The sequence below is a fragment of the Thauera sp. DNT-1 genome, from assembly GCF_055393985.1.
Window position 1 is genome coordinate 4,381,231 of sequence record NZ_AP043752.1, and the last position, 11,594, is coordinate 4,392,824.

At 68.7% G+C, this 11,594-nt stretch carries 13 protein-coding genes; 4 read left to right on the forward strand and 9 right to left on the reverse strand.

From position 1 onward, the window contains the following. Positions 1-8: 8 nt before the first annotated feature. The 4 genes from secB to ACZ5PP_RS20130 all read right to left on the reverse strand — a co-directional run bounded on the left by secB (position 9) and on the right by ACZ5PP_RS20130 (position 1,648). Positions 9-473: a protein-export chaperone SecB gene (gene secB / locus ACZ5PP_RS20115; protein WP_004326030.1), complete on the reverse strand. Its 465-nt coding sequence runs from the start codon at positions 471-473 to the stop codon at positions 9-11. A 124-nt stretch (positions 474-597) separates the two neighbouring features. Next, complete coding sequence (gene grxC / locus ACZ5PP_RS20120; protein ID WP_004326029.1) at positions 598-867, reverse strand: glutaredoxin 3; 270 nt, start codon at positions 865-867, stop codon at positions 598-600. Between the two features lie 2 nt (positions 868-869). Next, on the reverse strand, positions 870-1,286 hold the full coding sequence (locus ACZ5PP_RS20125) for a rhodanese-like domain-containing protein (protein WP_004326028.1): 417 nt from the start codon (positions 1,284-1,286) through the stop codon (positions 870-872). A gap of 32 nt (positions 1,287-1,318) precedes the next feature. Further along, a complete protein-coding gene (locus tag ACZ5PP_RS20130; RefSeq protein WP_004326027.1) occupies positions 1,319-1,648 on the reverse strand; it encodes an ArsR/SmtB family transcription factor in 330 nt (109 codons plus the stop codon). Positions 1,649-1,855: 207 nt separating this feature from the next. Between ACZ5PP_RS20130 and ACZ5PP_RS20135 the strand changes: the two genes are divergently transcribed. The 4 genes from ACZ5PP_RS20135 to ACZ5PP_RS20150 are packed head-to-tail and all read left to right on the forward strand — an operon-like array spanning position 1,856 to position 6,064. Then, positions 1,856-3,301: a murein hydrolase activator EnvC family protein gene (locus ACZ5PP_RS20135; RefSeq protein WP_012585074.1), complete on the forward strand. Its 1,446-nt coding sequence runs from the start codon at positions 1,856-1,858 to the stop codon at positions 3,299-3,301. Positions 3,302-3,345: 44 nt separating this feature from the next. After that, positions 3,346-4,797 (forward strand): S41 family peptidase, encoded by a 1,452-nt coding sequence (locus tag ACZ5PP_RS20140; RefSeq protein WP_004313510.1) that lies wholly within the window; start codon positions 3,346-3,348, stop codon positions 4,795-4,797. 27 nt (positions 4,798-4,824) lie between these two features. After that, positions 4,825-5,274 carry a hypothetical protein gene (locus tag ACZ5PP_RS20145; RefSeq protein ID WP_004313512.1) on the forward strand — a complete coding sequence of 150 codons (450 nt, stop codon included), beginning with the start codon at positions 4,825-4,827 and terminating at the stop codon, positions 5,272-5,274. A 7-nt stretch (positions 5,275-5,281) separates the two neighbouring features. After that, complete coding sequence (locus tag ACZ5PP_RS20150; RefSeq protein WP_004313514.1) at positions 5,282-6,064, forward strand: HesA/MoeB/ThiF family protein; 783 nt, start codon at positions 5,282-5,284, stop codon at positions 6,062-6,064. Here the strand turns inward: ACZ5PP_RS20150 and ribD are convergent. The 5 genes from ribD to ACZ5PP_RS20175 all read right to left on the reverse strand — a co-directional run bounded on the left by ribD (position 6,050) and on the right by ACZ5PP_RS20175 (position 11,488). Beyond that, positions 6,050-7,147 carry a bifunctional diaminohydroxyphosphoribosylaminopyrimidine deaminase/5-amino-6-(5-phosphoribosylamino)uracil reductase RibD gene (ribD, locus tag ACZ5PP_RS20155; RefSeq protein WP_276656908.1) on the reverse strand — a complete coding sequence of 366 codons (1,098 nt, stop codon included), beginning with the start codon at positions 7,145-7,147 and terminating at the stop codon, positions 6,050-6,052. The genes ACZ5PP_RS20150 and ribD overlap by 15 nt on opposite strands. Continuing rightward, positions 7,128-7,640 carry a transcriptional regulator NrdR gene (gene nrdR, locus ACZ5PP_RS20160; RefSeq protein ID WP_004313518.1) on the reverse strand — a complete coding sequence of 171 codons (513 nt, stop codon included), beginning with the start codon at positions 7,638-7,640 and terminating at the stop codon, positions 7,128-7,130. The genes ribD and nrdR overlap by 20 nt, the downstream gene beginning before the upstream one ends. Positions 7,641-7,700: 60 nt before the next feature. Next, positions 7,701-8,951, reverse strand: a complete 1,251-nt coding sequence (gene glyA, locus ACZ5PP_RS20165) for a serine hydroxymethyltransferase (protein WP_012585076.1) — start codon at positions 8,949-8,951, stop codon at positions 7,701-7,703. A gap of 150 nt (positions 8,952-9,101) precedes the next feature. Next, positions 9,102-10,889, reverse strand: coding sequence for a TRAP transporter large permease (locus ACZ5PP_RS20170; RefSeq protein ID WP_464826524.1), 1,788 nt, complete (start codon positions 10,887-10,889; stop codon positions 9,102-9,104). Further along, complete coding sequence (locus tag ACZ5PP_RS20175; protein ID WP_464826525.1) at positions 10,886-11,488, reverse strand: TRAP transporter small permease subunit; 603 nt, start codon at positions 11,486-11,488, stop codon at positions 10,886-10,888. The genes ACZ5PP_RS20170 and ACZ5PP_RS20175 overlap by 4 nt, the downstream gene beginning before the upstream one ends. Positions 11,489-11,594 lie beyond the last annotated feature (106 nt).

Genomic DNA, 11,594 nt, shown 5'->3' on the forward strand with positions numbered 1-11,594 from the left:
GGGACGCCTCACTGGATGGGAACTTCGCCGTTCGCCTGCTCGATGGCCTGCTGGCGTTGCGCCTGGTAGAGCGATTCGAAATTGACCGGCGAAAGCAGCACCGGCTGGAAACCGGCACGGGTGACCGCGTCCGACACCGCCTCGCGGGCGTAGGGGAAGAGGATGTTGGGGCAGCCGATCATCATCACCGGCTCCAGCTCACCCTCGGGGAGGTTGCGGATCTGGAAGATGCCGGCCTGCGCGACCTCGACCAGGAAGAGGTTGCGTTCCTCGCCGATGCGGGCGTTGACGGTGACGGTCAGGGTGACTTCGTACACGCCTTCCTCGACCACCTGGCCTTCGGTACGCAGTTGCACGTTCACCTGCGGGGTCTCGCGCTCGAGGAAGATCTGCGGGGCACCCGGCACCTCGACCGAGAGGTCCTTGACGTAGAGTTTTTCGATCGAGAAGACGGGTTGGGTGTTTTCGCTCATGAATCGGGTTCCGGTTTGGGTGGGTACGGCCGCGCCTGCGGCCGCGGGGAAAAAGGATGCTCGGCGGGGAGCGTCGGAGATGGGGGGCGGGGGCGTCTCGCGTGCCGCGGGTACGAACCCGCGCTCAGGCGCTCTCGCCGCGCAGCAGCGCAGCGAGCCTGCCGCCGCGCTCGAGGGCGAGGAGATCGTCGCAGCCGCCCACATGGTAGTCGCCGATGAAGATCTGCGGAACGGTGCGGCGTCCGCTCAGCTTCATCATCTCCTCGCGACGCGAGGGGTCGAGATCGACGCGGATCTTGTCCAGCCCGACCACGCCCTTGTCGAGCAGCAATTGCTCGGCGCGGATGCAGTAGGGGCAGGTGGCGGTCGCGTACATGCGGATCGGAGGCTGCATGCTCACTTCCTCTTGCGGCTGACGGGCTGCCCCGCCTTCTGCCACTCCATCATGCCGCCGCGCAGGTTGTAGATGCGGTTGAATCCGGCCTTGCGCAGCGCGCCTGCGGCGCTGTTCGAGCGCGCGCCGGTGGTGCAGCAAAGGATGACCGGGTGGTCCTTCCACTTTTCCATCTCCTTGCCGCGGCGCTCGATCTCGCCGGCGGGGATGTGGCGCGCGTTGGGGATGTGGCCCTGGGCGTACTCGCCCTGCTCGCGCACGTCGATGACGATCGCGTCCTCGCGGTTGACGAGGAGGGTCGCCTCCACGGGCGAGAGCTGGGTGTCGTCGCCGCGGCTGCGCACGAGTTCGACCATCAGCCAGGTGCCCGAGGCGGCGGCGAGCGCCGCCCAGTACCAGTTGTGTTGCAGGAATTCCACGAAGGGGATGCTCCGGTTGCGGGGTTGGGGGGTCAGCGTTCGGCGTCGTCGTCGGCGCAGAAGACCTCGCGCATCAGCACGATCAGCTGCAGGGTGCGCTCGTCGCCGACGCGGTAATAGACGCGGTTGGCGTCCTTGCGCGTCTGCAGCACACCCTTGTCGCGCAGGATGGCGAGATGCTGGGAGATGTTGCTCTGCGAGGTTCCCACCGCGTCGACGATGTCCTGCACGCATTCTTCGCCGCTGCCGAGCACACAGAGGATCTTCAGGCGCAGGGGATGCGCGATCGCCTTGAGCGCGCGGGCGGCGGTCTCGATGTGTTCGTGCTTGTCGATCAGGGTGGTGATTGCGTCTTTGTCCACGATGGGGCCGGCAGAACCAAAGCGCTAGTATAAAATAACGCGTTGTCCCGATGCATGAGAGATCTCGCGTCCGAGCGGCCGCGTGCCGGTCACGAGCCGCCGCCTCGCGCACCCTTCACCGCATCGGGTCCCTTGTCCGACTGCCCTCCGTCCTCGCCCCCGTCCAGCATTGCTCGCCCCTCGCAACTCTCCGCGGATCCCACCCCGTTGTCGCCCAGAAGCCTGAAGTCGCCGATCGCAGGCGCGTGCATCGCCGCGCTCGCCGCCCTCCTTGTCGTGCCCGGCCCGGCCTTCGCCCAGGCCGGCGGCGAGATCGCCGAGCGGCGCTCCGACCTCGACGAGCTCAAGCAGCGTATCCGCGAGTTGCAGGAGGAGATGGCGAAGGCGGAGGCCGATCGCACCAGCGCGCAGAAGGCGCTGGTCGACTCCGAGCGTTCGGTGTCGCGCGCCGTACGCGAGCTCGCCCGCATCGAGGGCGAGCGCAGGAACGCCGAGAAGCGGCTCGCGGTGCTCGAAGGCGAGCAGCGCGAGACCGCCGCGCGCATCGACGCCCGCCGCGGTGAGCTCGCCGACTGGGTGCGTCGCCACTACGTGCATGGCGCGGCCGACGGTGTGGCGCCGCTGCTGTCGGCACGCGACCCCAACCAGCTCGCGCGCGACGCGCACTACCTGGAGCACCTTGGTCGCGCCCGCCTGGAGCTCATCGAAGGCCTGCGCACCGACCTCTCCGAGACCCGGCGCCGCGCCGACGAGATCAGCGCCCGCCGCGATCGTCTCGCCACGCTCGAGAGCGAGCAGCGCGACCGCCAGCAGCAGCTGCAGACCGAGCAGTCGCGGCGCAAGGCCGCGCTCGCCGAGGTGAGCCGCGAGCTGCAGGCGAAGAAGAGCGAGGTCGATGCGCTGCAGCAGGACGAACAGCGTCTCGGCAAGCTCATCGAGACCCTCGCTCGCCGCGCCCGCCTCGCCGCCGCGCGCGAGGCCGCACGCCGTGAAGCGGAGCAGCGCGAGGCCGAACGCCGCGCCGCCGCGCAGCGCGAGGCCGAACGTCGCGAAGCCGCGCAGCGCGAGGCGGAGCGCCGTGCGGCGCGGGCACGCGCCGAGCACGAACAGCGTGGCGAGACCGCAGCGCGCGCGGAGCCGGCGCCGGTGCCACGCCTCGAGGCGCCGCCGCCGGCACGGGTGGAGCGTGCGCAGCGCCCCGAGCCGGTGGTCGGCGAGGTCCGCGACGCCGCCAGTGCCACGCCCACCGGCGTGCGCTTCAACCAGCTGCGTGGGCAGCTGCGCTTTCCGGTGCGCGGAGAACTCGTGGGCCGCTTCGGTGCTCCAAGGGCGGAGGGTGGAACCACCTGGAAGGGCGTGTTCATCCGCGCCGGCAACGGTGCCGAAGTGCGTTCGGTGGCCGGCGGGGAAGTGGTCTTCTCGGACTGGTTGCGCGGGTACGGCAACCTCATCATCGTCGACCACGGCAGCGACTACCTGACCATCTACGGCAACAACGATTCCCTGCTCAAGGAAGTGGGCGATCGCGTCGGCGGTGGCGAGCCGATCGCCAGCGTGGGCGCCGCCGGGGTGGGCAACGATTCGGGTTTATACTTCGAGATCCGTCACCAGGGGCAGCCGCTCGATCCGATGCAATGGATGCGGCTCAACTAGACGGGACGGCCGACCGGGGCGGTCGGCGCACTACTGGAGTTCTCATGCGCAGCAGCAAGCTGAAACAGTTCGGCCTCGTCATGACCGGCATGGTGGCCGGGATCATGATCAGCCTCAATTTCTCCGCCAACGCCGACCGCAGCGCGCCCCTGCCGCTGCCGGTCGACGAGTTGCGCGCCTATGCCGACGTCTTCAACGCGATCAAGCAAGGCTACGTCGAGCCGGTGGAGGACAAGAAGCTGATCACCGACTCGATCAGCGGCATGCTCTCCGGGCTGGATCCGCACTCCGCCTATCTCGACGCCGAGGCCTTCAAGGACCTCCAGGTCGGCACCCAGGGCGAATTCGGCGGTCTCGGCATCGAGGTCGGCATGGAAGACGGCTTCGTCAAGGTGATCTCGCCGATCGAGGATACTCCGGCCTTCCGCGCCGGTGTGCTGGCGGGCGACCTGATCGTCAAGCTGGACGACACCCCGGTCAAGGGCATGAGCCTCAACGACGCGGTCAAGCGCATGCGCGGCAAGCCGCGCACCGACATCATCCTCACGATCATGCGCAAGGGGCAGTCGCAGCCGATCGTGATCAAGCTGACGCGCGAAGTCATCAAGGTGCAGAGCGTCAAGTCCAAGGTGGTGGAGCCCGGCTACGCCTACCTGCGCATCGCGCAGTTCCAGGAGAACACCGCCGCGTCGGTGGTCGAGCATCTGGCCAAGCTCGGCGCTCAGGGCCCGGTGCAGGGCCTGGTACTCGACCTGCGCAACGACCCTGGCGGCCTGCTGCACGGCGCCGTGGGCGTGTCGGCGGCCTTCCTGCCCGAAGAGACCCTCGTGGTGAGCACCGACGGCCGCACCGAGGACGCCAAGCGCGAGTACCGCGCCATCCAGGCCGACTACCTGCGCGGCACCCGCGACGACTTCCTGCGCCGCCTGCCGGCCTATGCGCGCGACGTGCCGATGGTGGTGCTGGTGAACGCGGGCTCGGCCTCGGCCTCGGAGATCGTCGCCGGCGCGCTGCAGGATCACAAGCGCGCCAGGGTGATCGGCACGCAGACCTTCGGCAAGGGCTCGGTGCAGACCATCCTGCCGCTCAACAACAACACCGCGATCAAGCTCACCACCGCACGCTACTACACGCCGAGCGGGCGCTCGATCCAGGCCAAGGGCATCGCGCCCGACATCGTCGTCGAGGAGACCGCCAACGGGTCCGGCCGCCGCGTGCGCGAGGCCGATCTGCTGGGGCATCTCGAGAACGACAAGGGTGCCGTGGAGGCCGCGAAGGCCGCTGCCGGCAAGGCGGACGGCGCGCCGGCGGAAGAAACCGCGGCCGAGACCGCGCGCTTCGAGCTCGCGGGCGACAACGACCACCAGCTCAAGCAGGCGATCCGCCTGCTCAAGGGCGAGGACATCGCCCACGCCGCGCCGGCCGTCGAGGCCGAAGCGGCCGGGGGACAGGCCGCGGCGGCCGGGGCCGCGCAGCCTGCGGCGGCGAAACAGTAAGCCGGGAGTCCGGCCGGGGGGACGATCATGCGCAGGGAAACTGCCTACAAGCTGGCGGGCCGGCATCACGACCGGCCCTTGCCGGGCGCCGATATCCACAAGCATCGCGAGATCCGCTTCAAGCCGCTCCCGCCCGGGCAGGTGGAGCGCGCCTGGAAGTCGCTGCAACTGCTCAAGGGCCTGCAGCTCGAGCGCACCGACGATCCGCTGGGAATCGTGGTGCGCTACTCGGTGCTCGACTATTCGCTCGAGTCGCTCGAGGACGCGCTGCGCGAGGCCGGCTTTGCGCTGGAGAATTCGCTCTACATCAAGCTGGTGCGGGCACTCGTGTATTTCAGCGAGGAGACCCAGCGCCACAACCTGCTGTCGCCCGAACGCCTGATCAAGCAGTCCAACGAGGTCTACATCCAGGCCTGGGACCACCACGTGCATGGCGACCACGACGACACCCCGCTCGAACTGCGCGAATACAAGTAATCGGGCGATGAACGACGACCAGCTGCTGCGCTACAGCCGCCACATCCTGCTGCCCGAGATCGACGTCGAAGGCCAGCAGGCCCTGCTCGACGCGCGCGCGCTGGTGGTCGGCGCGGGCGGGCTGGGCTCGCCCGCGGCGATGTACCTTGCCGCCGCCGGGGTCGGCACCCTCGTGCTCGCCGACCACGATACGGTCGATCTCACCAACCTGCAGCGCCAGATCATGCACTCGGCCGACATGGTCGGCCTGCCCAAGGTCGCCTCGGCACGTGCCACGCTGCACCGGCTCAACCCGCAGACCCGGCTCGAGCCGATCCAGGCGCGCCTGGAGGGCGAGGCACTCGAGGCCGAGGTGGGGCGCGCCGACGTGGTGCTCGATTGCACCGACAACTTCGCCACCCGCCACGCCATCAATCGCGCCTGCGTGAAGCACCGCAAGCCGCTGGTGTCGGGCGCGGCGATCCGCTTCGACGGTCAGGTCTCGGTGTTCGACCTGCGCAAGCCCGACAGCGGCTGCTACCACTGCCTGTTCCCGGAAGGCGAGGACATCGAGGAGGTGCGCTGTGCGGTGATGGGCGTGTTCGCCCCCATCGTCGGCATCGTCGGCACCATCCAGGCTGCCGAGGCGCTCAAGGTCCTCATCGGTTGCGGGCGCACGCTCGACGGCCGCTTGCTGCTGCTCGACGGCTTGTCGATGGAATGGCGCAGTGTCGCGCTCGGGCGCGACCCCGGCTGCGCGGTGTGCGGGACGGCGCGATGCGCCGGAGCGGTGGAATCAGCCCTGCGCTAGCGGTCGCGCGATCAGGCGCAGGTCGGGGCCGATGCGGCGCAGGTCGCGGATGTCCAGCCTTGTGGCGCCTTCCAGGCGGGTGAGCGCGGGCAGGTTGAAGAGCCCCTGCGCGGCGTCGCCGACCAGCATCGGCGCCAGGTAGATCAGCAGCTCGTCCACGCAGCCCTCGCGCAGCAGCGAGCCGTTGAGCTTGAAGCCGGCCTCGACGTGCAGCTCGTTGATGCCGCGCTCGCCCAGCAGGCGCAGCAGCGCACCCAGATCCACCTTGCCGGCCGCGTTGGGCACGAAGACGATCTCGTGGCCGGCCGCGCGCAGCATGTCGATGCGGGCTTGATCCGTGCTGCCGGTGGCGATCAGGATGGGTTCGCCCTGCAGGATGCGGGCCTGCGGCGACACCTCCAGGCGCGCATCGACCAGGATGCGCAGCGGCTGGCGTTCGCAGGGCACGTCGCGCACGCCGAGTTGCGGATCGTCCTCGCGCACCGTGCCGATGCCGGTCAGGATCGCGCATGCGCGCGCGCGCCAGCGGTGGCCGTCGCGGCGTGCGGCCGGGCCGGTGATCCACTGGCTGACGCCGTTGTCGAGCGCGCTCTTGCCGTCGAGCGTGCCGGCGACCTTGAGCCGCACCCAGGGCCGACCGCGCGTCATGCGTGAAACGAAGCCGATGTTGAGCTCTTGCGCCGCCTCGGCGAGCAGGCCGTGCGCGGTGGCGATGCCGGAAGCGCGCAGGCGGGCGAGACCGCGCCCGGCGACGAGCGGGTTGGGGTCTTCCATGGCGGCGATCACGCGCGCCACGCCGGCCTCGATCAGCGCGTCGGCGCAGGGTGGGGTGCGGCCGAAGTGCGAGCACGGCTCCAGGGTGACGTAGGCGGTGGCACCGCGCGCGGCCGCTCCGGCCTGGCGCAGCGCGTGGACTTCGGCGTGGGCCTCGCCGGCGCGCGCGTGCCAGCCCTCGCCGACGGTCGTGCCGTCGCGCACGATCACACAGCCCACGCGCGGGTTGGGCGAGGTGGTGTCGAGGCCGCGGGCGGCGAGCTGCAGCGCGCGCGCCATGGCGGCGTGGTCAGCCGCCGAAAAGGTCATGTCCGGGGTCCGCTCCGCCCTTGTCGGCCTTGCCGCGCCGCGGGCGCGTCTGCACCTCGCGGATCACCTCGGCGAACTCGTCGACGTCGGCGAAGTTGCGATACACCGACGCGAAGCGGATGTAGGCCACCTTGTCGAGCTTCTTGAGTTCCTTCATGACCAGCTCGCCGATCTTCTCGCTCGGGACTTCCTGTTCGCCCATGGCGAGCAGGCGCGCCTCGATGCGGTCCACCGCAGCGTCGATGGCCTCGATGGTGACCGGGCGCTTGCGTAGCGCCAGCTTCATGCTGCCGGCGAGCTTGGCGTGGTCGAACTCGGTGCGGTTGCCGTTGCGCTTGACGATGTGAGGCATCTTGAGGTCGATGCGCTCATACGTGGTGAAGCGCTTGTCGCACTTGACGCAGCGACGGCGACGCCGGACGACATCGCCGTCCTCGTTCTCGCGCGTGTCGGTGACCTGGGTGTTGGGGTCAGCGCAGAAGGGGCATTTCATGGCCGGAAGGCGGCGCCGGGCGGGGCGGGTGCCATTGCGGCGCCCGCTCCGCCGAACGGCTTACTTGCCGTAGACCGGGAACTTCGCGCACAGCTCGGCCACCTGGCCGCGCACGCGCGCGATCACCGTCTCGTCCTGCGGTGCGTCGAGCACGTCGGCGATCAGGTGGGCGATCTTCTCGGCCTCGATCTCGGTGAAGCCGCGCGTGGTCATCGCCGGCGAGCCGAGGCGGATGCCCGAGGTGGTGAAGGGCTTCTCGGGGTCATTCGGGATCGAGTTCTTGTTCACCGTGATGTGGGCGCTGCCCAGCACCGCCTCGGCGGCCTTGCCGGTGATCTTCTTGTTGCGCAGGTCGACCAGGAAGACGTGGCTCTCGGTGCGGCCGGAGACGATGCGCAGGCCGCGCTCCTCGGACAGCACGCGTGCCATCACGCGGGCGTTGGCGATCACCTGCTCCTGGTAGTCGCGGAACGCGGGCGAGGCCGCCTCCTTGAAGGCCACCGCCTTGGCCGCGATGACGTGCATCAGCGGGCCGCCCTGCAGGCCGGGGAAGATCGCCGAGTTGAGCGCCTTCTCGTGCTCGGCCTTCATCAGGATGATGCCGCCGCGCGGGCCGCGCAGGGTCTTGTGGGTGGTCGAGGTGACGACGTCGGCGTGCGGCACCGGGTTGGGGTAGAAGCCCGCGGCGATGAGGCCGGCGTAGTGCGCCATGTCGACCCAGAAGATCGCGCCGACTTCCTTGGCGATCTTCGCGAAGCGCTCGAAGTCGATGCGCAGCGCGTAGGCCGAGGCGCCGGCGATGATGATCTTCGGCTTGTGCTCGCGCGCCAGCGCTTCCATCTTGTCGTAGTCGATCTCTTCCTTGGCGTCGAGACCGTAGGCGACCACGTTGAACCACTTGCCGGACATGTTCAGCGGCATGCCGTGGGTGAGGTGGCCGCCTTCGGCCAGGCTCATGCCCATGATGGTGTCGCCCGGCTTGGCGAAGGCCATCAGCACGGCCTGGTTGGCCTGCGAGCCGGAGTTCGGCTGCACGTTGGCGGCCTCGGCGCCGAACAGCGCCTTGAGGCGGTCGATGGCCAGCTGCTCGGCGATGTCGACGTGTTCGCAGCCGCCGTAGTAGCGCTTGCCCGGGTAACCCTCGGCGTACTTGTTGGTGAGCTGGGAGCCTTGGGCTTCCATCACCGCGTGGGAGACGTAGTTTTCGGAGGCGATCAGTTCGATGTGGTCTTCCTGGCGCTTGTTTTCGGCCTGGATGGCGGACCACAGCTCGGGATCGACTTTGGCGAGGGTGTCTTGCGAAGAGAACATGGCGTCTGCTTACCGGATGGGGTTGGGCGGAATCGAGGGGATTCGGACGCGCGATTCTAGCATGCGGCGATGCACGAAAAAGCGGCGGGCGCCCGTCGGGCGCCCGCCGCCGGCAGGGCGGCGGCCTTACCAGCCGCGCTGCTGCGTGCCTTAGCCCTCGTTGCCTGCGGCCGCTGCGGGCTCTCCTGAAGGGGGCGTGCCGCTGCCCTCCGGCGCTGCGCTGCCGGGGGGGTCCGCAGGCGATGCCCCGCCACCCCAGCTGTCGGACTGCTGCGCGCCCCAGCCGCCACCGTCGCCGCCACCGTCGACCTTGATCTCGATGGTGTCGAGGTCGACCTCCATCTTCTTGTCCAGCGTGAAGGTCACCAGGCCCGGGAACGCGATCAAGGCCACCACCATGACGATCTGCATCAGCACGAAGGGGATCGAGCCGGCGTAGATGTCCATCGTCTTGACGCCGGCCACGCGCTTCTTCGTCACGCGGTCGAGGTAGTCCTTCGCTGGCGCCACGCTGCGCAGATAGAACAGCGCGAAGCCGAAGGGCGGGGTCAGGAAGGAGGTCTGCAGGTTCATCGCCAGCAGCACGCCGAACCACACCAGGTCGATGCCCAGCTTGTCGGCGACCGGCGCCAGCAGCGGGATCAGGATGAAGGCGATCTCGAAGAAGTCGATGAAGAAGCCGAGGAAGAAGATCACCGTGTTCACGAACACCAGGAAGCCGATCTCGCCGCCGGGCAGCTTGTCGAACAGGTGCTCGACCCAGATCGGACCATCGACCGCGGTGAAGGTGAAGCTGAAGATCGTCGAGCCGATGAGGATGAACAGCACGAAGCACGACAGCCGCGCGGTGGCTTCGAGGCCGTGCTTGAGCAGCGCCATGTCGAGCTTGCCGCGCGAGAACGCCATGATCATGCCGCCCACCGCGCCCATCGCGCCGCCCTCGGTCGGGGTGGCCACGCCGAGGAAGATGGTTCCGAGTACGAGGAAGATCAGCGCCAGCGGCGGAATGAGCACGAAGGTCACGCGCTCGGTGATGCGCGACAGCAGGCCCATGCCGGTGAGCTTGTTGATCATCGCGGCGACGAAGGCGAACAGGGTGCCGCCGGTGAGTGCCACGACGATGGTCTCGTCCATCGCCGGCTTGACCTCGGCGCCCTTGAGGGCGGACAGGATCTCGCCGTAGTACATGCCGAAGGTGACCGCGACGACGGTGACGAACACGGTGAACACGCCGAGCGAGCGCATGCCCGAGCTGCCGTCCGGCTCGCGGTAGGTGCGCGCCTCGGGCGGCAGGGCGGGGACCATGGCAGGCTTGAAGATCGCCAGGCCGATGATGAACAGCACATACAGGCCGATCAGCATGAAGGCCGGGATGAAGGCGCCCTTGTAGAGGTCGCCGACGCTGCGGCCCAGCTGGTCGGCGATCACGATCAGCACCAGCGAGGGGGGCACGATCTGCGCCAGCGTGCCCGAGGCGGTGATCGCGCCGCTCGCGATCGCAGGGCTGTAGCCGTAGCGCAGCATGATCGGCAGCGAGATCAGGCCCATCGAGATCACCGCGGCGGCGACCACGCCGGTGGTCGCCGCGAGCAGGGCGCCGACGAAGATCACCGCCAGCGCGAGCCCGCCGCGGATCGGCCCGAACACCTGGCCGACGGTGTCGAGCAGCTCCTCGGCCATGCCGCTGCGTTCGAGCACCAGGCCCATCAGCGTGAAGAAGGGAATCGCGAGCAGGGTGTCGTTCTGGATGATGCCGAAGACGCGCAGCGGCAGCGCCTGGAAGATGCTGGGCGACAACAGGCCGATCTCGACGCCGATGAAGCCGAACAGCAGCCCGCAGGCGGCGAGGGCGAAGGCGACCGGGAAGCCGGTGAGCAGGAACAGCAGCAGCGACCCGAACATCAGTTCGGGGGCGTGGGCAGTGAAGAGTTCGATCATTTCCGCACCTCGCCGGCGTCGTCATGATGGGGTTGGGCGTGTTCGGCGTCGTGCGCCTCGTTGCTCTCGTGCGCACCGTGCAGCAGCGGGTTGGGCGCCTTGCCCTGCAGGAAGGCGAAGCGCTTGATCAGCTCCGAGATCGCCTGCAGGCCGAGCAGCGCGAAGCCGAACGGCACCAGGGCATACACCGGCCAGCGGATCAGGCCGCCGGCGTTCGACGACATCTCGCCGGACACGTAGGCGCCCACCACCACTGGCCAGGCGAACTGGATCATGAACCAGCACAGCGGCAGCAGGAAAACGATGATCCCGGCGATGTCGATGACCATGCGCGTGCGCATCGACAGCTTGCCGGCGAGCACATCGATGCGCACGTGGGCGTTCTGCAGAAAGGTGTAGCCGGCGCCGAGCAGGAAGACCGCCCCGAAGAGGTACCACTGGATCTCGAGGAAGGCGTTGGAGCCGATGTTGAAGGCCTTGCGTGCGACCGCATTGGAGGCGCTGATCAGCGCTGCGGCGAGTACCAGCCAGATGATGAACCGGCCGAGGAATCGGCTCATGGCATCGATGGCGTGTGACAAGCGGAGTAGGGTGTCCATGGGGATCGCCTTAAAGCTTGCGTGCAAGAAAAAGCCGAGCTTTGCAGGGGAGCGCGCTCGGCGGAACGGGGGGTGCGGGGAGGGTGATCGATCGCCGGACGCTCAT